Source organism: Salinibacter altiplanensis, assembly GCF_002894645.1.
Taxonomy (GTDB): Bacteria; Bacteroidota; Rhodothermia; order Rhodothermales; family Salinibacteraceae; genus Salinibacter; species Salinibacter altiplanensis.
In genome coordinates this window covers 552,266-573,398 of the sequence record NZ_NCQY01000020.1, presented here as the reverse complement: position 1 = coordinate 573,398, position 21,133 = coordinate 552,266, and the positions used below count along the sequence as shown (strand labels likewise).

Genomic DNA, 21,133 nt, shown 5'->3' with positions numbered 1-21,133 from the left:
TTGCTGTAGAACGTGTGACCTTAGCATTACGCTCTTCAAGGTCTGCCTCTCGGGGCGGAATGTCAAGAGACCACAAATTTGCAAATCACGCCGTAACATTACGAGCAGTATCGATACTCAGGAAGCTATATTTTACCTCCCAGTAATATTTTCTGGTCACACAAAATATATTCCTGTGGATGTCCCGCTTCGCTGCGCAGACGCTCCTCCATGACATGGAGCGTTTCGAAGGGACGCTGGCCCGTGAGCACCCCGCTGCGGGTCGCCACACGATGACGCAGGAGGCCGCTCCCCAGCGCGTCTTTGAGGAGCCCATCCCAGGGCCCAGGCTGCGCCCCGGCCCCCCAGGTGCTCGGCCATGTCGCCGTACCTGGTCACGCGACCCACAAGAATTTGGGCAACGACGGGCCGGACGCACTCGTAGAACGAATCTTTCGAGTCCGTACACTCGGTCATTCTAGAGAGATAGATCCCAGACAACAGAGCGAGATTTGAGAGGAACTGGAAATCGAATTGGGAGGTCTACTGAACATCCTCCACGGAGTCCACGAACTCGATCGTGATGATATCTTGGTCACGACGGTCGTCCTGAAAGCCAGCATTGTACTCCGTAGGAAAACCCTGATCCTCGTCGAAGTTTGCACCAAACTGGCTGTCCTCTTCTCCAATTCGCGGTTCGATGAGGTCAAAGAATGATTCGACCGTGCCCACGAGCAATTCCTCTTCCGGCACGTCTGCTGGAGAGGTCGCGATGGAGTCCACCGTTCCCGCCCGAACAAACACCTCGGCGGTATCCACGATGACGTCCCCACGTTGCTGAGTATATACGAACTGATAGTCCTGAATGGCCTCCTCTTGCCAGCGCTGCCGGGCCTCCTCCAACTGATCGCGGACCTGATTTTCAACATCGAAGCCGAAATCACATGCCCCGACAGCGAGTCCACCGATCACAAGAACTAGCACATGAAATTTCTTGAGAACCCGTACATCTAGCATTTCAAGGATCACCAGTCAGTTTGAAGACTACGGAGTCCACTCGCCAACTCGGAATATACTTCACTCGTTCACGCGCATTTTTCTGATCCGCCTGTTTATTTTTTCGTCTCAGTTCGCGGGCCTTCGCGCTGGGGCCTGGTTCACATTCGGATTCTCCTCCGACCGGATACCAAACTTTGCCTGATTGAGTCCAGCCTGCCTTGCGCCAACGACCTCCGAAGAGCGCAGGCCGAAGTCTTCATGGTAAGCAGCCAGTTGCCCCAGCACCCGTTGTAAGCCCGCCGGGTGGCTGAGCGTCGCGTCGAACGATCGGCCAAGCCCCATATGGACATCCGGGGGAAACAGCATGTCAACCCCACTCAACTCGAAACGCAACGTCCCATAGTTCACGAATAGAAAATGAGCTTTTGGGTCTACGTCCGGGTGCGTCCAAAAATCATTATCCCGGATCCGAACATTTGCCTGATGCGGTGCAGCTTCTTCGCCCGGTCCTAGTCGCGCCCATGTCTTCTTGCTGGGCTTCCCTAATTGAATGAATACTCTCCCCCGCTCATCAAGCCGGTCTCCTCGTGCCTCAAAATGTTCATGGGCATATGCAATACGCCGGGGGTGCTCCCGGAGTCGTTCATTCTTTTCTGTAACCGGCAGGGGATTTTGTAACCGCCACCAGCCAGCAATAATCGCCCCGGCGGAGTCCGTCGGGTTTACGGATACATCCAGTTCAAACGGGTCAACCGTGATCCCTGTGCGCCTCTGTACACCTTCAGGCAGCACAAGGGCCACCTCTCGAAAATACCGATTCAGAAGCTGTTTGGCGGACTGTCTATGGCCTGCGACTTCACGGATCTCGGGCAGAACAGGTTCTGCACTCGCCCGGTAGCGTCGCTAGAGGGCTCGTTTGGGCCCCGTCCGTGTCCGTCACCCGCTGTGTCTCGGCTTGATATCCATCCACCAAACAGCTTCTCAGCCGTTCACACTCCTCATCTGAGAAGGCTTCCCGCGCTTTACGGTCTACCTGTTCCATGAGCTGCAGATACAGTGACTCGGCACGCGACCATCCCGCAACGAGCGTTTGTCTCGCGATCGCCCGAGCATACGCGTCGGGGGACGAGTGGCCAAAATTCTCCTTGAGGATTTCTTTTCTCGAATGCCTGTTTGCCAAATTGTATAGGCTGCTCACTCTCGGCCTTTTTCGAAGTGAGCACGACCCAGCCAATACGCAACCCCTCCTTCACCAGGAAGGATACAAGGGAGGCGATCATGTCAGAAAAGGAGTGTGAGTGTCTCAGCCGCCTGGTCATGACGCCCGGCCCGAACGTAGTCGATTCCAGTCTGAAGGGTACGGAGTGTATCCGCAGCAGAAGCAACAGGCGAGGCGACGAGACGGGAAAAGGGAACCTGCCCATGTAAGCTGCCAGCCGCTTCCCCTGTCACACAGAACAGGATTGCAGGGAGAAATAACCATTTCACGAGCCGCCGCAACCACATGATTTTTGCTCGCTCTCATTGACTCTGTTCACATGTCTTTAAAGTCACAAGGGGAGAAAGTTGCTTTCGTGACGACCGATTTTTGCCATGAGAAACAAAAAACAGGGTTGCCCCTGAATGTAGGGGCAACCCTGTAATGGAACTTGAAGATGAGCGTTGGGAACCGGCAGTTAGAAGTTCGGATTGGGGTCCGTTTCAGCCTGCGTGAGTTGCAGCCACTGTGCCGTGGTTTGACCGTCCACCTCATCCTTCAGGTGCCACTCAACCACATCCATACGGCGCTGGTCCGGAAGCCGACTTCCGGTCGCGAAGAGGGTGCGGTCGCGTTCAACGGCGAGCCGCTCAAGGTCGATGTTGTTCAACTCGCTCAGGCCGTAGCTGTCCCGAACGGTGTTGACCAGTTCAAGGGCAGTCTCGCTTCCCGCGTCGTATCCACGCAGCTCAAGCTCAGCGCGGATGAGGAAGTGCTCCTGCCAACTGATGAACGGCATGTCCGTCTGCTCGGCCCATCTGCCTTGTCCGAACTCGATGACGGAAAGTCCACTGTCAGGACCAGCGTCTTCTCCAAACAGTGTGGTAAGAAGATTTGCCTCTCCATCTGGCACCCAGTCAGCAAGCACTCCGGGAAAAGCCGGTGCATCGAATGCACCAAGAGCCAAACCACTGCTGGGAAGGTTAGGGGCAAGAGCACCAAACCCAAGCAGCGACGTGCCTCCGTCATTGACAACGGTAAGCGGAATCCGACTAAACTCAGCCGGGTTGTTCGTTACCGTCTCAACGTGGCTTCGGACAACCAACTCTCCTGTGCTCTCATCAGCTACGCGGTAGCTCTGGGTCGGATCGGGACTACGAGTGGCAAGCTGGGCCAGGTTCCCATCCTGTGCAGCCAGTTGCAGGCGCCCCGCTCCCGCCTGAAAGTGATAATCATTCCCAGTATTTAAGTCATAGCGCACATCCCAACTCTCGTCCTGCTGGAGTCCTTCCTGCGCATACTGTGCGGCGGCCTGAAGGGCAGCGTCTCCCTGGAATCCTCCTGAGTCCTGAAAGTCGTGAGTCCCAGCATAGAGAGCGGCACGGGCTCGTGCAGACTGAATCTGCCGCTGGACCGCTCCATCTTCTAGCGCCTCAGCCTGAGCAAGGGCGTTCGCATATTTATCCTCCGCCTGCTGGTACAACTGAGGGGACGGAATGAACGCGGAGGTATCGATCGTGGCACCGCCGCGTCGCGGATCGTCCGGATCGCCGAAGTAAGTGGCCAAGTAATACCGTGCATTGGCTCCATGTAGGTTCGCTGCGAGACGGACCTCTTCTTCCGAAGCCGACGCCGAGGGATCGCTGAGATCGAACTCTTCCTCCTCCTCCACCCGTCGGAGGAGATCATCTGCCAGGAATCGGTACTCCTGAAGATCCGCTAGGGCGCCCGTGATGCTGTTGTTGTCGTCCGCCAAGATTCCAGCGTCAAGCTGGGCAAACGTCGGGAAGGTTGCGTCGCCGTTGATCCCGAAGCGAAACTCGTCGGACAGACCATCGGCCAGGTCTGTGACGCCGGAGTGGGTGTCGGACCACTGCGATTCGATACCGGTGATGAGGAACTCAGCTTCAGCCGGATCGCTAAACTGCTCACTTCCGGACGCGTCCTTCGGCTGATCAACGTTCGAGACGAATGAGTCACAGGCCGCAAACGTCACTGCAAGAAGCAGTACGGTACTGAGTGCAAAAATCCTTCTCAAGGTAGTTGCGTAGCTACTCATATCTCAATTCTGGCTGTGCGTTAGAAACGTAGAGGCAAATTGGGGACAGGAAAATAAGGAGTGGGGAGTCGCCTCCCACTCCTCTTGAGATGCCGTTAGATCCCAACCTCAAGCGTGAACGTATACTCCGTCGGGTTCTGCAGGGTGAGGAATTCCTGCCCACGAATCAAGCCTCTCGATCCCTCGGAGTTGACCTCTGGATCGGGACCCTGATCGTAGCTCGTGATCGTAAGGAGATTTGAGGCCGAAAATCCGACCGTGAAGCTCCGCAGCTCGCTCACTCCAGTGAGCGATCCGATCAAGTCGGACGCGTTATACCGAACCCCAATCGTGCGGAGTTTGAGAAAGTCCGCGTCCTGGAGGAAGTTATCAATTTCACCTGTTCCAGCACCCGGATTGGTTCGAGCCAGCTCATTCGCGACCCCTCTGTACTCCTCGGTGCCGGGCTCAAGTCCTCCGAGTTCTTCAGAGAGCTGATTCCGCCGCTCATGAGCACCAATTAGGGCAAGGAAGCGCGCCGTATTCGAGAAGGTCTGATGGCCAAGCTGGTACTCCGCCTGGGCATTGAACCGCAGGTTTTCGAACACAGTGGCCGAGATCCCAAATCCACCGAAGTGGTCCGGCACCGGATTCCCGAGTTCGACCCGTTCATCACTCACGTCCGGGCCGAGATAGGTACCATCCTCAGCGAAACTGGCCCCATTTACTCGGGGACCAAAGAAGCTGAACGGCGCAAATCCTTCGCGGATCACATTCCGCTGAAATCCGCCGAAGATGGACTGCCCGCCAAGCTCTTCTACCTCTCTGTCTCGGTAGCTGTAATTCGCATTGAAGCTCAGCGAATGTTGCTCGGTACGAATCGCCGTCACGTCGAGACTCGTCTCAATACCCTGAGCGAAAATCTCTCCGACATTTCGGGGCACCGTCTGATTACCGAATCCGGTTGACAGTGCGGGATCGAAGTTAACGATCGAATTCTCCGTGGACTGCCGGTAGTAGGTGATCGAGAGGGAATACCGGTTATTGATCCCCAGATCGAATCCTCCTTCCACCTCATTCACACGCTCCAGGCCAAGATCCGGATCCCCAACGTTGCCGATGGTCGCGCCAGTCCCGAAGCCGCTGGACTGCCCGTTCAGGCGAACCAGCTCACTGTCGACTAGATCAGGAAGTGAGCCGGACTGTCCCCAGGAAGCCCTGATGTTAAGTCGGCTGACTGCCTCTGGCAAAAAGTCACCAATCTGAGCAGACGCTCGCGCAGCGGGGTACCATTCGTCGTATGAACCAGTTTCTCCCGCGACAAGCCGAGTGGACCAGTCTCTCCGAATTGAAAACTCCGCGGAGTATCGATCCAGGAGCTCAAACTGTTGTCGGCCAATGATGCCTGCACTCCGCTCATTCGACAGGTTCTCCCCGATGAAATCAAGTTGCGTCCCTGCGCCAACATCGGTAATCAAGTCCGTACCAATCTGAGACGCCGTCGCATTCACCTGCCGGTCCGACTCCGTGAAGAGCTGCGTTCCCGCAGTTGTCGTAGCACTTACATCAGACGTGATATCGTAGTTGTAGGTTGCCGACAGGTCGGCGTTGAAGCGGCGCCGGTCTGAGTCAAGCGCATTTCGCTCTCCCCCAGTAGAGGTGTAAATGTCTTCGAATTGGTTGGGCAGGCTCTGATCGTTGCGCCGCGCACTGATGTCAGCCCCTCCCTGAGCGCGAAGACTCAATCCCGAAATGGCATCAGGGCTGTACGAAAGCTCAACAGACTGCTGAAACTTCCGAACGCGTTGCTGATCATCGATAGCAAAGAAGGCCGAGCTATCCCGCGCTGAGAAGGCTCCAAACGGCGCATCAAGAGCAAGGGCGCCGAGCACGCCGAAGATGTTGTTGTCCGCCTGCGGCCGGGAATAGTAGTTAAACGCGAGAGTGGATCGGCTGCTAACCGTCAAGGACTCCGACGGGCGCACCTCAACGTTGGCGTTCACGTTGTTTCGCTGTCCTTCCCCAGTCGGGAAGATGCTTTCCGTATCGCGGTAGGAGTACGAAAGATTGTAGTTTGTAATTTCTCCCGATCCAGAAATGGCCACCCGATGTCCCTGGATACTTGCATCACGGTGGATGTCGTTCAGTCGGCTTGCCGTGGGGTAAATATCGTTGTTATAGTCTTCCTGCTTCGTGGCCACCCCCAGGGTGCCCTGATATTCAACCTCAAGGTCCTGACCGCGCTCCCCAGCTTTCGTCTCAATCAGCACCACACCATCGGTTCCATCGGTACCGTACAATGACGTCGCCGATGGCCCCTTCAGCACGTTGATCGACTCGATGTTGCTCGGATCGAGGTCGGCCAACGGAGACCCCGTATCCTGCCCTCCAACATCAAATCCAGGAGCAGGGTCTTGCGCGATTCGCGTTCCGTCCACAAAGATGAGTGGCTGACCATCACTATTCAGACTCACACCGCCCCTCACGTCGAACCGCAGGCCAGACCCTACATTGCCAGAGGAGCGCGACACTGTTACACCAGATGTTCGTCCTTGTAGAAGGTCAGTTACGTTTTCGTACTCTGTCGTTTCTGTAAGTTCTCCGGCATCAATCTGAGTGACCGAGACGCTGGCCTCTCCGCGGGTTTGTTCCTGGCGACCGAAGCCAGTCACCACAACCTCCTCAAGCTGAGCCTGGGCAGTCTGGAGCTGAAAGTTCACACGAGCGGTTCCGCCTTCCGGCACGTTCACGGTCCGCTCTGCCGCCTGGTATCCCACGAAGGAAACTCGAATGGTCTGCTCTCCTGCAGGTACTCCTGCTACCCGGTACTGCCCACTGGCGTTTGCAGCAGCCCCAGTTTCCAAATCAACAACCTGGACGGTCGCTCCTGGCAGGACGTCACCAGTTTCTTCTTCCGTGACCGTTCCCGTCACGGTGCCCTGCTGCGCCCAGGTAAGTCCCGGAAGCAGCAAGAACAAGACTCCGAACGCAATGCTTGGTATCAGTCGCTTCATCGTTTTGGGCTGTCTGTGAGGAATCTATCTGAGGTCTTCGGGCACGGGGGCTCAATGTATGGCAGCATCGTGCTCCGTGCTGAGTGCCTGCGTCGACCCGAAAGGCCTGTACACCGAAAATGCATGGCCCCCGGCGGTGGAAATCACCAGCAAAGAAAACCGGCACGCTGGTTTTAACCCGGAGTACCGCAGAACTTCTCTCTGTTCTCTTCTTCTGATAACCCAATGTTAACCGCCATGGAGACAATGTCAAGAGATGCGTTGCGTCTCCACCGGTGCCCCGAGCGGGGCTGCTACGGCATTTTCCTGCTCATCCCCGCACTCACGCCCGTCCGCTGGCCTTCTCACCGGGTTCTCCTCCTGAAATGTTTTCTAAACTTTATTTATTATTCATTTAATGTGGGTAATAGAGCTTCGACTTTTGCTTTGTGTGGTGGTTGCTCCGTAGACCCTTTCGGGGAGAATTGGGGACAGATCGGGCATGCCGACGCTCGGAGGGCCACTTACTGCCTGGGGCAGGCCTGTGGGGGGAGGTGCAACGTGCCCCCTGTGCATGCACATCGTCTTGAATGCCCCAAAGCCCTACTTCTGTAGTCAGGAGCTGTTGTCGTCGTCTTGTGTGTTTGGCTCCGCAGCATCGGGCCGCCAGCGGTGCGCGTCGAGGTCTACCTGGTCGTCGCCGACGAACGTGACCCCTTCGCTGCGCAGACGCTCCTCCATCACATGGGGCGTTTCGAAGTGCTGCTTGCCCGTAAGCACCCCGTCGCGGTTCACCACGCGATGACACGGGAGGCCGCTCCCCACCGCATCCTTGAGGGCCCACCCGACGATCCGGGCCGCCCCGCGGCGCCCGAGGTGCGCGGCGATGTCGCCGTAGGTGGTGACACGACCCGCCGGAATTTGGGCAACGACGGCCTGGACGCGCTCAAAAAATGGTTCGTTCGAGTCTGAATGCTCACCCATTGGGAGTCGAGACGGAAGGACGGAGATTGGAGCCCGAAAAACACTCGGGGCACGCTGGTGCATAATCATTAGGGTCGCTCATGATACGAACACACACAACACAAATACACCCAGACCATGCCGTGCACGGTCTCCGGGCTGCGTCGGCCATTCCGAGCGTTGCGGGGCACGAAGGGTCCTTCTCCCTGCGGGCGAAAATCCCTGCGGGCGAAAAATCGTCCGGAGGGACGTGTCGGGCCGTCTCGCCGCCCTTCCCCCCACGAGAAACAGAATGGCTCTACAAAAAGAATGGCTCTATAAAAAAGGCAGGGTTGCTCCTAGATAGAAGCAACCCTGCCAGGGAACTGACGCCCATACGTTGGGGGCCCAATGCCTAGAAGTTCGGGTTGGGGTCCGTCTCCGCACGCGTGAGCGGCAGCCACTGCGCGGTCGTCTCCCCATTGACCTGATCCTTCAGGTGCCACTTCACCGCATCCATTCGGCGCTGATCCGGAAGGCGATTTCCGGTGGCAAAGAGGGTGCGGTCCCGCTCGATGGCCAGGCGATTCAGGTCTACGCTGGAAAGAGTGCCGAGGCCGTAGCTCTCCCGGACGGTGTTCACCAGTTCCAACGCCGTCTCACTTCCAGCATCGTATCCCCGCAGTTCGAGTTCGGCGCGGACGAGGAAATGCTCCTGCCAGCTGATGAACGGCATGTCCGTGCGCTCTTCCCATCGGCCCTGTCCCCACTCGATAATTGTGTCTCCCTCCTCAAAGTCGCCCACCGAGGTCGGGAGCGAATTCGCCTCCCCATCTGCCTGCCAGGCGTCGGATACCGCAGAGAAGTCCTCACGGTTGATCCCGAGGTCCGTCAGGTTTTCCGGAAGGGCCCCGAACCCACCGAGCGTCGCCCCTCGGGAGTTGATGACCGTGAGGGGGAGTCGGCGCAGCTCCTGCGGGTTGTCGGCCACCGTCTCAACGTGACTCCGTGCCGCCAGCTCTCCGGTGTTTTCGTCGGCCACGCGATAGCTCTGCGAGGGGTCCGGGCTCCGGGTCGCAAGCTGGGCCTGGCGGCCGTCCTGCACGGCCAGCTGGAGACGCCCCACTCCGGCCTGGTTGTGATAGTCGTTCACGGTGTTCAGGTCGTGGCGGACCTGCCAGGACTCGCCTTCTTGAAGGCCCTCGCGCGCATGCTCAGCGGCGGCCTCAAGCGCGGCCGTCCCCTGAAGTCCTCCGGCGTCCTCAAAATCGTGGGTGCCGGCGTAGAGGGCATTCCGGGCACGAACCGACTGCACACGCCGCAGGCGCAACTCATCGTCCATCGCTTTGGCCTGGGCCAGCGCATTCGCATACTTGTCCTCTGCCCGTTGGTACAGCTCCGGCGACGGGATGAACGCGGAGGTGTCGACCGTCGCCCCGCCCCGACGCGGATCGTCCGGGTGGCCGAAGTACGTGGCGAGGTAATACCGGGCGTTTGCCCCGTGCACGTTGGCCGCGAAGCGAATCTCGGCCGCCGACGCAGAGGCGGAGGACGCCTCGGGGTCGAATTCTTCCGATGCCTCTAGCCGCCGGAGCAGGTCGTCCGCCAGGTACCGATATTCTTGGAGGTCAGCGAGGGCGTTCGTGATACTGTTGTTGTCGTCCGCCACAATCCCGGCGTCGAGCTGGGCGAACGTCGGGAAGGTTGCGTCGTCATTGATCCCAAAGCGGAACTCGTCGGACAGGCCGTCGGCCAGGGTCGTGACGCCCGCGTGGGAGTCGGCCCACTGCGCCCGAACACCCGTGATAAGGTACTCGGCCTCGGCCGGATCGTTGAACTGCTCATCGCCGGCCGCATCCTTCGGCTGGTCAACGTTTGAGACGAACGAGTCGCAGGCCGAGAGCGACCCGGCAAGCGCCAGGACGACGCTGAGTGCCAAAATCTTCTTCAAGGGGATCGCGTAGCTACTCATGGTGTGGTTCTAGCTGTGGGTAAAAATCATCGAGGCAAGTCGAAAGGTGGGCCGGCGAGGGGGACGCCCCGAGAGTGGGACTCGCCCCTCGCCTGGAGGCCATCAGATGCCAACCTCGAGGGTGAAGGTGTATTCCCGCGGGTTTTGCAGGGTCAGGAAGTCCTGTCCGCGAATGAGGCCTCGCGACCCCTCAGAGTTGACCTCCGGATCGGGGCCCTGGTCGTACCCCGTGATCGTGAAGAGATTCGACGCCGAGAACCCGACCGTGAAGCTTCTCAGCTGGTCCGTACCGGCGAATCTCCCAATCAGCTGGGACGCATCGTACCGGACCCCCACTGAGCGGAGCTTGAGGAAGTCCGCGTCCTGGAGGAAGTTGTCAATCTCTCCGATTCCGGCCCCCGGGTTGGTTCGGGCGAGGTCGTTCGCAACCGCCCTGTACCGGTCGGTCCCAGTCTCAAGTTCATCGAGCGCCGCCTGGAGCTCTCTTCGTTGCGCGTGCCCTCCCCTCAGAGCAAGGAAGCGGGCCGTGTTCGAGTAGGTTTGATGGCCGAGCTGGTACTCCGCCTGCGCGTTCACACGCAGGTTCTCAAACAGGGTGGCCGAGAGGCCAAACCCGCCGAAGTGGTCCGGCACCGGATTCCCGAGCTCGACCCGTTCGTCGCTCACGGCGGGCCCGAGGTACTCGCCGGCGTCGTCGAAGCGAGCCCCCTCGACGCGCCGCCCGAAGAAGCTGAAGGGGGCGAGGTCTTCGCGAATGACATTTCGCTGAAAGCCTCCGAAGATGGATTGACCGCCCAGCTCTCGTACCTCTCTTTCGCGGTAGCTGTAGTTGGCGTTGAAGCTCAGTGTGTACTGCTCCGTGCGAAGCGCCGTCACGTCGAGGCTCGTCTCAATCCCCTGCGCGAAGATCTCCCCGACGTTTCGGGGGGCCGACTGGTTGCCAAACCCCGTCGACAGGGCCGGGTCGAAGTTTACGATCGAGTTGTTCGTGTTCTGGCGATAGTAGGTGAACGAGAGCGAATACCGGTTATTGATGCCCAGGTCGAATCCGCCCTCCACCTCGTTCACCCGCTCGAGGCCAAGGTCCGGATCGCCGATGTTTCCGATGGTTGCCCCGGACCCAAACCCACTGGCCTGCCCCTGAAGGCGCAGGAACTCCCCGTCCACCAGGTCGGGAAGGGAGCCGGACTGTCCCCAGGAGGCCCGCACGTTGAGGCGACTGACCGCGTCCGGAATGACCTCGAAGTCCCCAATCTGGGCCGACGCCCGTGCGGCAGGATACCACTCCTTGAACGAGTCGGTCTCCCCCGCCACGAGCCGGGTCGACCAGTCTCGCCGGACGGAGAGTTCGAGGGAGTAGCGGCCCCGGAACTCGAGCTGCTGCCGGCCAATGATGCCTGCACTCCGCTCGTTCGACAGGTTTTCGCCGATGAAGTCGAGCTGCGTCCCGGCAGAAATGTCGGTAATCAGGTCCGTACCGATCTGCGACGCCGTCGCGTTGACCTGCCGATCCGACTCCGTGAAGAGCTGCGTCCCGGCGGTGGTTGTGGCACTCAGGCTGGACGTGAGGTCGTAGTCGTAGGTCGCCGTCAGGTCGGCATTGAAGCGACGCCGATCCGAGTCGAGTGCATTTCGTTCGCCGCCACTGGACGTATAGATGTCCTCGTACTGGCTCGGCCAGGTCTGGTCGTTGCGCCGCGCACTGATGTCGGCCCCTCCCTGAGCGCGAAGGCGCAACCCAGGGATGGCTTCCGGGCGGTACGAGAGCTCGACGGACTGCTGGAATTTCCGGACCCGCTGCCGGTCCTCGACGGCAAAGGCCGCCGCGCTGTCCCGCTCCGTGAAGCCGCCGAACGGCGCGTCCAGGGCAAGGGCCCCGAGGACGCCAAAGATGTTGTTGTCCGCCAGGGGGCGGTCGTAGTAGTTGAACGCAAGGGTCGAGCGGCTACTGATCGTGAGCGACTCCGTCGGGCGTGCCTCCACGTTGGCGCTCACATTGTTCCGCTGTCCCTCCCCGGTCGGGAAGATGCTTTCCGTATCGCGGTGGGAGTACGAGAGGTTGTAGGTGGTAATGTCACCCGCCCCGGAAATCGACACCCGGTGTCCCTGGATGTTTCCCTGGCGGTGAATGTCGTTGAGCCGACCGGCCGTGGGGTAGATGTCATCGTTGTAGTCGCTCTGCTTCGTCGCGACGCCCAGGGTGCCCTGGTACTCGACCTGCAGATCTTGGTCCCGCTCCCCACTCTTTGTCTCAATCAGCACCACGCCGTCGGTCCCGTCGGTCCCGTACAGGGACGTCGCCGCCGGTCCCTTGAGCACATTGATCGAAGCAATGTTGCTCGGGTCCAGGTCCGCGAGGGGCGAGCCGGTGGGCTGTCCCCCGACGTCGAACCCGGGGGCCGGGTCCTGCGTGATGCGCGTCCCGTCGACGAAAATGAGCGGCTGTCCGTCGCTGTTGAGGCTCACGCCCCCTCGCACGTTGAACCGCAGCCCCGCGCCGACATTGCCGGACGAACGCGTGACCGTAACCCCCGAGGTGCGCCCTTGCAGGAGATCGGTCACGTTTTCGTATTCCGTGGTTTCCGTCAGCTCACTGGCGTCGATCTGTGACACCGACACGTTCGCTTCTCCACGGGTCTGCTCTCGCCCGAACCCGGTCACGACAACCTCCTCGAGCTGGGCCTGAGCGGTCTGGAGCCGAAAGTCGGCCCGGACTGTCTCCCCGTCCGCTACCTCCACGGTGCGTTCCGACGCCTGGTACCCGACAAAGGAGACGCGGATTGTCTGCTCGCCCGCAGGGACCCCCGATATTTGGTACTGGCCCTGCCCGTCCGTGGCGGCACCACTGCCTGACCCAACGACCTGTACGGTCGCACCGGGGAGGACATCACCGGTCTCGGCCTCCGTGACCGTCCCGGTAATCGCCCCCTGCTGTGCCCAAGCAAGTCCAGGGAAGGAAAGAAGTGCGATGCTGAGTACAACGCCCTGTATCCATCGGTTCATAATCTCGGTTTTGCTATGGTTCTAAAAGTTTCGGTGCGAGCCCACTCGCGGAGCCCATTGGGGAAGAGGGACGCGTTGGTCAAAACCCTCATCCACCGTCCCCCAATGGCCCATGATCGAAAGGCCCCCAAAACGCCTGGAAATGCTTCTGGTGGAGATGCTTCTGCCGCCCTCCACCGCAGAAGAGCAACGCGGTCTCCTGGCTGATTGGCCCGGTTACAGTTCGCAAAAATGGTTTCGTTTTTCTGTCACTATTGCTTACGCATTTGGGACTTCTCTAAGGGACCTCAATTTTTACGGAAACCTGTCGGGATAGTCAAACGCCCCGGTAGGCATCTCAGCACGGGCATATGCACCTCTGCTTCACAGAAAGCTCTTTTTCCGATAAAACTGTTGTTAAACGAACCACTATTCTTACTTCTTTTAAACACTATTCTATACATCTTTTTGTTCAAAACTCATTCACACTGCGCGCGGGGTTTATCACTGATCACACGAATACTTTTCTGGATACGTTTACTTTTTCTTATTCATTTATTGGTCTAAATTTTTGTCAAAAGACTGATATTAAGTAGCTCTTAACTGCTGGGCGCCCCTGCAGGGGAATCGTGTGCACGGGCTTGCCACACGACAAAAGTTCAACCGGCCCGTTGCCTGCGTCAATCACAGCAAGACGGGTCGTTCTGACGGAGCCTGCGACGGAAGAATCTTCTCGAAGAGCGCGGAATCTGCAGAAAAAGGCACGTCGTCCCGGATCTTGTCTCCGCTGACGCCAAAGAGGTCCTTCGACGTCGCTCCGCTCAGGACGACCTCTGCTCAGAATTTTTGCCGTGCGGCGTGGTGCACGGGTTGGTTCCTTGGGCCTGGGGAACAGGGAGACGCTCCGCGAATCTGAAAGCAGCCAGGGCTCAGGGCAGGCATTCAGGACAAGACGGGTCTCGATAGGCATCCCCCATCGGATGAGCTGGGGCTGCGGGCCGTGTTGCACGTTTGGCGCGTTCAGCGAACACGGGCGAACAGTCCTCGGGCGAGCGCCGGTGCTTCTCCCGGACCCCGGCACTGTGAGTCAGGAGGAGATCCGGTCGCCCCCTCACGGGGTTTACGTTCCGGGAATTTTCCGAAGATCGGCGCCGGGAATGGATCCATCGAACAGGTCCCAGTTGTATTTGCCGTCGGTTGCGAGAACAACACTTTTCACCGTCCCTCCTCCGCCCTCGTGACGCTCTCCTCGTCTTTGACGACCGCCCTCCGTGAGGCCCTCAGTCCCCGTCGGCTCCGCCGGGATGTGTCCCTCGCTCCCTTCACTACCTTTAAGCTGGGCGGCACCGCGGACTGGTACGCCGACGTACGCTCGGCCGATGAGCTCGCGACCGTGACCCGGGCCGCCCGTGCGCACGACGTGCCGTATTTTCTCCTCGGCACCGGCGCCAACGTGATCGTGGGCGACCACGGGTACCAGGGCCTCGTCATCCACAATCGAGCCCGGGGCCTGCAGGTCGATCACGACACAAATCGCATTCGGGCCGAGAGCGGGGCCCTGGTGTACCCCGACCTCATCGAGCGGGCCGTGTCGGCCGGCCTCTCGGGACTGGAGCACTACGTGGGCATCCCCTCGACCGTGGGCGGCGCCCTCTGGCAAAATCTCCACTTCTTGTCCCCCCCGCCCGACCGGGAGCGGACCGTGTTCTGGGACGAGGTCGTCCATTCCGCCGAGCTTCTGACCGAAGAGGGCGACCGAAAGACCGTGGGGCCGGGCTACTTCGACTTCGGCTACGACTACTCCATCCTCCACGACCGGGACGACGTGGTGCTAGCCACGACCTCGCAGCTCGAGCCCGGCGACCCGACGCGCATGCGTGAGATCATGGACGCGAACCTGCAGTGGCGTGCCGAGCGGCACCCCCCGCTGGACACCGAGCCGAGCGTAGGGTCGATCTTCAAGAAAATTGAGGGGGTCGGCGCCGGGCGCCTCATCGACGAGTGCGGCCTGAAGGGCGCGCGGATCGGAGGCGCCATGATCACGCACCGTCACGCCAACATCTTCGTGAACGTAGAGGACGCCCGGGCCGCGGACGTCTGCGCCCTGATTGAGCTGGCCCGGGACACGGTAGCGCGCGAGACGGGCCACCGGCTGGAGACGGAGATTGACTTCGTCGGCGAGTTTGCCCCCCCGACCGACGCGGAGCCTACCTTCGTCCCGAAAGACCCCGACCTCGTGACGGCGGCCGACCGGGCGAAGGCATCTTAGAACCGGGTTCAACTTCTGTCTCGGGGCTCCGAGCGGCAGTAAGGGCCTGCACATCGCCTCCGGTCTCGGGCGGTAGTCCCACTACAGACCTCGTTCAGGATGCGATTTTCGCTCCGTCAATTTTCGCTCTCGCGATCCGACACAAAATCAGAACAGACTCTTGGTGGTCGGGCACTCCCCTCTTTGCCTTGCCGGTGCACACTTCTTCTCCAACTCCCACACAGCAGGGCGCTCTGGGTGTCCGTGAAGAGCCTCCTCGACACGCCGGGGTCCCCAGAGTGAACTTCTCGCCCGCGGCACTGCCCCGGAGGGATAGCAGAAATCGGGGTGTGCATCCCCCTTCCCCACCGCCCAGCCCCACACGTTTCAGCCCATACGCCTCCCTACAGGACGGCGTCGGCGAAGGCCTCTGCCTCTGTCGTCAACCGATCCGAGGCCTCCAACCCGTCGCCCCACTCGTCCGGAAACGCGGCCCAGCCGTGCAGTGCGCCGAGCATGGCCCCCATCATGGCCCCGGTGGTGTCGGCATCGCCGCCCACGTTGATGCCGGAGAGGAGTGTGTTTTCGAGAAGATGGGCACGGCGGGCCACCATGGCAGACGCGAACGGCCAGGCCTCGTCTGCCCACACCCCGACTCCGTCGCACGCGTCCCCGAGGTTGAGCGGGAAGGCGTCGAGCTGATCCGAGAGGGCTCTCAGGCGCCCCGAGACGCGGTCGTCTCCGTCGAGGTGCTCTTCCGCCCACGATGTGGCATCGACCAGCCGGTCCCAAAACGCTGCGCGGTCGACCGTATCGGGCGTCCATTCCAGCAGCGTGCGGACGGCCACGACCTGTCCCCACCCGGCCGCCAGGGCGGCGGGGTGGCGGTGCGTAACCGACAGCACCGGGCGCACCGCCTCGAAGGCCGCGGTCCGATCCAGATCGTGGGCTGCCCACCAGGCCCCGAGCGGAGCCGCCCGCATGGCGGCACCGTCCGTGGGGCGGTCGGGCACGCCGGACTCAGCGGGAGGGCTCCCCTTCGCCAGACGATCGATGGCCGTCGTGGTCGTCTCGCCCCAGCGTCGCGCCTCGGCCCGAAGGGCAACGTACTCGTCCGCGACGGCGGTCGGCCACGCGTCCGGCGCCTCAGGGTGAGCGGCGAGGGCCCGCACGAGGGCAAACGTCATTTGCGTGTCGTCCGTCCACTGCCCGGCGTCCAGGTCCCCCCGCTGATCGTCGTCCCGGTATTCTTTGATGCCTTTGTAGTAGGTGCGCACGTTCGCGTGGCTGAGCCCCTCGACGGGCATGCCCAACGCGTCGCCGACGGCGGTGCCGAGGAGCGCCCCGGCGATCGAATCAGGAGTCAAAGACACAGTGCTCATCAGACGGGCGGTGCAATCCAGTGAGTGGGACCGAGAGACGACTCCAGGGGTAGCGGATGGGGAGTCGATTTTCGATGTCCGCATCGCTATTTTTCGATGCGTCCCTCGAAATGAGGGAGCACGGTCGCGTTCCGCTTCTCGCCTCTATTCTTCTGATGAATTGGCTCACCGGCGCCTGGGCCGTCTTTCGGAAAGACCTTCGCGTCGAGCTGCGCAGTCAGTACGCAGCGAACACGCTTCTGCTGTTTGCCCTTGCGGCCCTCTTTTTGGTGGCGTTCGCGGTCGGGCCGCAGCCGCTGAGCGCCCGGGTGCGGGCCGCGCTCCTGTGGATCGTGCTTCTGTTCGCGGCCTCCATCGGGCTTGGGCGGTCGTTCGTGGCGGAGTACGAGGGCGGCACCGCGCTCCTGCTTCGCCTCCACACGCGGGCAAGCATGGTGTTCGCCGGCAAGCTGCTCTTCAACTTCGGCCTCGTAGTGCTTCTGACCCTCGTCGCCACCAGCGTCTTCCTGCTGCTGCTCGGCGTCTCCGTCGGCACCCCCGGGCTGTTCGCGGGCACCCTCGCCCTCGGGGCCCTCGGGCTGACCAGCGCCACCACATTGCTCTCGGCCCTCGTGGCCCGCGCCTCCCGCGGTGGGCCGCTCCTGCCGGTGCTCCTCTTGCCGGTGCTGGTCCCAGTGTTGGTGTCGGGGGTCGGGGCCACGCGGAAGGCGCTGCTCGGCCAGGGATGGGGGGCGGCGCAGGACGAGCTCTTAACCCTGGTGGGCTTCGCCGGGGCGACCCTCTCCGCGGCCGTGGTGCTGTTCGACTACGTGTGGGTGGACTGACCCACCGCCTTGAACGTTGAGCGAATTCAGAGGCGCCCCGGAAAGCCGCCACTCGGGGCGGCGTACCAATTTGTGCATTGTTTTGTAAGTTCACCTGCTGCGTTATGCCTTCCCAAGTGCAGACCCAGGGGCTGGTCAGCCGCCGACTGTACCGCGTGGTGCGGGGCACCGTCGTGGTGGTGCTGACCGGGATCCTCATCGCCGGCCTGTTGGGCAAAATTCCGCAGCTGGACATCCTCGAGCAGTCGGCGCGCAACCTGTATTTCCACGTGCCGATGTGGTTTGCGCTCATGGCGGCCACGATCGTCTCGGCCTACCACTCGGCCCAGCACCTCCGACACGGCGACCGCATTCGGGACCTTCGCGCCCGGGAGGCGGCCCGGCTCGGCCTCATTTTCGGCGGGCTCGGCATCGTGACCGGAATGGTGTGGGCCCGCTTTACGTGGTACGAGGGCACCGGGGTGTGGTGGAACTTCGACCCCAAGCAGTCGATGGCGGCGGTCCTCCTGCTCATCTACGGCGGGTACTTCGTTCTGCGTGACGCCATCGATGCCCCCCGAACGCGGGGCCGCATCGCGGCGGTCTACAACCTATTCGCAGTTGTCACCATGCCGTTTCTCCTCTACATCCTGCCCCGCCAGATGCCGAGCCTCCACCCCGGCGGGGAGGGCAGCCCAGCCTTCAGCCAAACGGACCTCGCCCCCGCCATGCGCTGGGTCTTCTACCCGTCTGTACTGGCCTTCCTCGGGCTCTGCTGGCTGCTGTACACGCAGCGGGTTCGTCTGGCCTGGCTCCGGGAGGTCCTGCGCCAGAAGGCCCTCGGCAATGCCCACGGCGACGGGGACGCCGCACACTGATGTCCGTGGCCAATTTCGTGTCGCCGCTGCTCCTCGACTGACCCCTGCCGCCCCCGCTGCCTCATGACCATCCATCCCCTCCGGCCCTCCGATTCTGCCGCCCTCCGGCCGGGGCAGGAGCGCCCGGACACGACGACGGCCTACGACAGCACGTGGACGGAACAGCCCGCCCATTCTGCCCCGGAGGGGCTCGACCGCATCATGGGCCAGGATGGCAAGATCTACGTCGTGCTCGCCGTGGTGCTCCTGATCTGGATCGGGGTGGTCGCGCTCCTCTTCCGGACCGACCGGCAGATCGACGAGCTGGAACGGCGCGTCGACCGGTCCATTTCAGAAAATGAGTAGTTTTGCCCTTTCCTCCCCTGCTTCCATGAAGTGGAAAACCATTCTCGGCGTGGCCGCCATGATCGGCTTCGGCACGCTTCTGTTCGTCAACTTCGGCAGTCAGGTGGGCGGGTACATGAACTTTGACCAGGCGGCCCGCACAGGGGCTACGGCCCATGTGGTGGGCACGTGGGCGGAGGACCGGCCCACGAGCTACGACCGCATGCAAAATGTCTTCACCTTCCACATGGAGGACGAGGACGGGACGGTGCGGAAGGTGCGGTACAACAATCCGAAGCCGGCCAACTTTGAGGAGGCCGAGCAGGTGGTTGTGGAGGGGCGGAACCAAGACGGCATGTTCGTGGCCGAAAACATCCTCGTAAAGTGCCCTTCGAAGTACAACGACGCGAAGGGCCTGCAGCAGAAGGCCAGCCGCTCTGCCCAGGGAGAAACGCCCGCAACCGCTTCTTCTCCCCAGTAGCTGCCCCTTTGGTGTCCACCGCCCAAATTGGTGTCGTCCTGCTCACCCTGACCCTCCTGCCCGTGGCCGAGGCCCAGTCGCTGCCCGACAATCCGCTCGCTCTCTGTCCCGACACGCCCAACTGTGAGCGTGTGGCCAAGGGCTACGAGGTTCCACCGGACACGCTGTACGGGGCCGCCGAGCGAGCCCTTGAATCACTGGGTCCCGTTACGCTCCGCCAGCCCAGCGGCTCGGCCTCTCGTCGACTGGAGGCGGTATACCGGGTAGCCCTCGTTTTCAAAGACGACGTGGACGTGGTCGTCCGGGCGCGGGAACACGGCGGCAGTGCCCTGTACGTCCGCAGCGCCAGCCGGGTGGGGCACAGTGACCTCGGCGTCAACCGGCGCCGGGTCGACCGCTTCTTAGAGGCGGTCGGGGCCGCCCTCCGGAAGGAAACCTCTCCCGAGTAGCCTGCCCCTTCACGCCTCTACAGGGACAGCCCTCACAGGTACAGCGCCGTAGCGATCAGGAAATAGAGGGCCAGGCCCAGGATGTCGTTGAGGGTCGTCACGAACGGCCCCATCGCGCTGGCGGGGTCGATTCCCAGCCACGTCAGCAGAAACGGGATGAGTGCCCCGTTGGTGGTCGCGACCAGGCTCACGGACAGCATCGTGAGAGCGAGGGTCGACACGAGCGTCATCACGTTGCCCATCCCGAGCGCGGCCACCGTTCCACAAAGCAGGGCCGCCACGACGAGTCCGTTGAGCAGGGCCACGAGCATTTCTTTCCCGATGCGCTCGAAGGCGTCGGACAGCCAGAGCTCGCCCGCCCCGAGCCCCTGCACGGCGATGGCCGCGCTCTGGACGGCGGCGTTGCCGCCCATGGCCGTCACGACGGGAATAAACGTGGCGAGGACCACGGCCTGCTGAAGCGTCGCCTCGAACACACCGATGACGGTCCCGGAGAGCCCCGACCCCACGAGCCCCACGATCAGCCACGGCAGGCGCCCCCGGCTCACTTGCACCGCCGAGTCGACGGTCTCCTCCTCCCCGGTGAGGCCGCTCATGAGCTGCATGTCCTCCTCCGCCTCGTCGCGGATGACGTCCACCACGTCGTCAATCGTGATCCGCCCCATCATCCGCCCCGCCTCGTTCACCACCGGGAGGGACACGAGGTCGTACCGCTGCACCACACGCCCCACCTCCTCCTGGTCCACCTGGGGGGGAACCGAGATAACGTCAGCGTCCATCACGTCGCGCACCTTCACCGCCCCCGCCGAGAGCAGCAACTGCTTGAGCGAGAGGGTGCCCAGGAGCGTCCCTGCTTCGTCGACGACGTAGGCGGTGTAGACCTCATCGATGTCGGTGGCGCTCTGCCGAACCGCCTCGGTGGCCTCTTGCAGGGTCTGATCCGGGGCGATAACCACGTACTCGCGCGCCATGATGCCGCCGGCCGTCTCCTCCCCGTACTCCAGCAGCTCGGTCAGGTCCTCCGCGGCCTCCAGGTCGGGCAGCACCTGCAGGACCCCCTCGTCCGGCAGGTCCGCGAGCACGTCCGCCGCGTCGTCGGTGTCGAGCGCATCGACCAGGCCCACGATCGCGTCCGGCGGCATCTCTTCCAGGAGCGCGGCCCGCACCGTGTCCTCCATTTCCGCGAGCACGTCCGCGCCCATCTCCGGGGGGAGCCACCGGAAGAGCCGACGGGCCTCCGCGTTCGGCAGGCGCCGAAGCAGCAGGGCCACGTCGGCCGGATAGAGGTCGGCGACCAGATTGAGCACCATGCCCCGCTGCCGCTCCGCCAACAAGGTGACGAGGTCATCCACGACCGACTCGTCAACCTCCAGCAGGCCGCTGTAGGGCGGGCCATCGGAGGCGGGCGGCGGCCGGGACGAGGACGACGACGTATCGGAGGCGGGCATAGAGCGACGGGGACTGG

At 61.8% G+C, this 21,133-nt stretch carries 15 protein-coding genes; 6 read left to right on the top strand and 9 right to left on the bottom strand.

Annotated elements, in window-relative coordinates; genetic code table 11:
- Positions 1-522: 522 nt before the first annotated feature.
- The 7 genes from B7R93_RS09810 to B7R93_RS09780 all read right to left on the bottom strand — a co-directional run bounded on the left by B7R93_RS09810 (position 523) and on the right by B7R93_RS09780 (position 13,124).
- Positions 523-951 carry a DUF6174 domain-containing protein gene (locus tag B7R93_RS09810; RefSeq protein WP_157942265.1) on the bottom strand — a complete coding sequence of 143 codons (429 nt, stop codon included), beginning with the start codon at positions 949-951 and terminating at the stop codon, positions 523-525.
- A gap of 153 nt (positions 952-1,104) precedes the next feature.
- Positions 1,105-1,779 (bottom strand): GWxTD domain-containing protein, encoded by a 675-nt coding sequence (locus B7R93_RS09805; protein ID WP_157942264.1) that lies wholly within the window; start codon positions 1,777-1,779, stop codon positions 1,105-1,107.
- Between the two features lie 875 nt (positions 1,780-2,654).
- Complete coding sequence (locus B7R93_RS09800; protein WP_103020567.1) at positions 2,655-4,235, bottom strand: hypothetical protein; 1,581 nt, start codon at positions 4,233-4,235, stop codon at positions 2,655-2,657.
- 95 nt (positions 4,236-4,330) lie between these two features.
- Positions 4,331-7,228 carry a carboxypeptidase-like regulatory domain-containing protein gene (locus B7R93_RS09795; RefSeq protein ID WP_103020566.1) on the bottom strand — a complete coding sequence of 966 codons (2,898 nt, stop codon included), beginning with the start codon at positions 7,226-7,228 and terminating at the stop codon, positions 4,331-4,333.
- A gap of 594 nt (positions 7,229-7,822) precedes the next feature.
- The gene (locus B7R93_RS09790) at positions 7,823-8,191 is read right to left on the bottom strand and encodes an MGMT family protein (RefSeq protein ID WP_103020565.1); all 369 of its coding nucleotides are present in this window, start codon (positions 8,189-8,191) and stop codon (positions 7,823-7,825) included.
- A gap of 373 nt (positions 8,192-8,564) precedes the next feature.
- On the bottom strand, positions 8,565-10,121 hold the full coding sequence (locus B7R93_RS09785; protein WP_103020564.1) for a hypothetical protein: 1,557 nt from the start codon (positions 10,119-10,121) through the stop codon (positions 8,565-8,567).
- 102 nt (positions 10,122-10,223) lie between these two features.
- The gene (locus tag B7R93_RS09780) at positions 10,224-13,124 is read right to left on the bottom strand and encodes a carboxypeptidase-like regulatory domain-containing protein (RefSeq protein ID WP_103020563.1); all 2,901 of its coding nucleotides are present in this window, start codon (positions 13,122-13,124) and stop codon (positions 10,224-10,226) included.
- A 1,216-nt stretch (positions 13,125-14,340) separates the two neighbouring features.
- Here B7R93_RS09780 and murB point away from each other — a divergent pair.
- A complete protein-coding gene (gene murB / locus B7R93_RS09775) occupies positions 14,341-15,372 on the top strand; it encodes a UDP-N-acetylmuramate dehydrogenase (RefSeq protein WP_198598636.1) in 1,032 nt (343 codons plus the stop codon).
- A gap of 383 nt (positions 15,373-15,755) precedes the next feature.
- Here murB and B7R93_RS09770 read toward each other — a convergent pair whose 3' ends face one another.
- On the bottom strand, positions 15,756-16,733 hold the full coding sequence (locus B7R93_RS09770; protein WP_103020562.1) for an ADP-ribosylglycohydrolase family protein: 978 nt from the start codon (positions 16,731-16,733) through the stop codon (positions 15,756-15,758).
- A 74-nt stretch (positions 16,734-16,807) separates the two neighbouring features.
- On the opposite strand from B7R93_RS09770, the gene B7R93_RS09765 reads away from it, so the two are divergent.
- From B7R93_RS09765 to B7R93_RS09745, 5 genes are all read left to right on the top strand, one after another.
- On the top strand, positions 16,808-17,557 hold the full coding sequence (locus B7R93_RS09765) for a heme exporter protein CcmB (RefSeq protein WP_232798274.1): 750 nt from the start codon (positions 16,808-16,810) through the stop codon (positions 17,555-17,557).
- Positions 17,558-17,661: 104 nt separating this feature from the next.
- A complete protein-coding gene (locus tag B7R93_RS09760; protein ID WP_103020561.1) occupies positions 17,662-18,414 on the top strand; it encodes a cytochrome c biogenesis protein in 753 nt (250 codons plus the stop codon).
- Positions 18,415-18,477: 63 nt separating this feature from the next.
- Complete coding sequence (locus B7R93_RS09755) at positions 18,478-18,759, top strand: CcmD family protein (protein WP_232798272.1); 282 nt, start codon at positions 18,478-18,480, stop codon at positions 18,757-18,759.
- Positions 18,760-18,784: 25 nt separating this feature from the next.
- The gene (locus tag B7R93_RS09750; protein WP_103020559.1) at positions 18,785-19,219 is read left to right on the top strand and encodes a cytochrome c maturation protein CcmE domain-containing protein; all 435 of its coding nucleotides are present in this window, start codon (positions 18,785-18,787) and stop codon (positions 19,217-19,219) included.
- Between the two features lie 11 nt (positions 19,220-19,230).
- Positions 19,231-19,668 carry a DUF1499 domain-containing protein gene (locus B7R93_RS09745; protein ID WP_103020659.1) on the top strand — a complete coding sequence of 146 codons (438 nt, stop codon included), beginning with the start codon at positions 19,231-19,233 and terminating at the stop codon, positions 19,666-19,668.
- 32 nt (positions 19,669-19,700) lie between these two features.
- On the opposite strand, the gene mgtE is transcribed toward B7R93_RS09745, so the two are convergent.
- Positions 19,701-21,116: a magnesium transporter gene (gene mgtE / locus B7R93_RS09740; RefSeq protein ID WP_103020558.1), complete on the bottom strand. Its 1,416-nt coding sequence runs from the start codon at positions 21,114-21,116 to the stop codon at positions 19,701-19,703.
- Positions 21,117-21,133 lie beyond the last annotated feature (17 nt).

Bases quoted from the DNA above. Each gene is read 5' to 3' on its own strand.
- B7R93_RS09790 (WP_103020565.1), bottom strand. From the start codon at position 8,191: ATGGGTGAGCATTCAGACTCGAACGAACCATTTTTTGAGCGCGTCCAG.
- B7R93_RS09770 (WP_103020562.1), bottom strand. From the start codon at position 16,733: ATGAGCACTGTGTCTTTGACTCCTGATTCGATCGCCGGGGCGCTCCTC.
- B7R93_RS09780 (WP_103020563.1), bottom strand. From the start codon at position 13,124: ATGAACCGATGGATACAGGGCGTTGTACTCAGCATCGCACTTCTTTCC.
- B7R93_RS09795 (WP_103020566.1), bottom strand. From the start codon at position 7,228: ATGAAGCGACTGATACCAAGCATTGCGTTCGGAGTCTTGTTCTTGCTG.
- B7R93_RS09800 (WP_103020567.1), bottom strand. From the start codon at position 4,235: ATGAGTAGCTACGCAACTACCTTGAGAAGGATTTTTGCACTCAGTACC.
- B7R93_RS09785 (WP_103020564.1), bottom strand. From the start codon at position 10,121: ATGAGTAGCTACGCGATCCCCTTGAAGAAGATTTTGGCACTCAGCGTC.
- B7R93_RS09765 (WP_232798274.1), top strand. From the start codon at position 16,808: ATGTCCGCATCGCTATTTTTCGATGCGTCCCTCGAAATGAGGGAGCAC.
- B7R93_RS09755 (WP_232798272.1), top strand. From the start codon at position 18,478: ATGACCATCCATCCCCTCCGGCCCTCCGATTCTGCCGCCCTCCGGCCG.
- B7R93_RS09750 (WP_103020559.1), top strand. From the start codon at position 18,785: ATGAAGTGGAAAACCATTCTCGGCGTGGCCGCCATGATCGGCTTCGGC.
- mgtE (WP_103020558.1), bottom strand. From the start codon at position 21,116: ATGCCCGCCTCCGATACGTCGTCGTCCTCGTCCCGGCCGCCGCCCGCC.
- B7R93_RS09760 (WP_103020561.1), top strand. From the start codon at position 17,662: ATGCCTTCCCAAGTGCAGACCCAGGGGCTGGTCAGCCGCCGACTGTAC.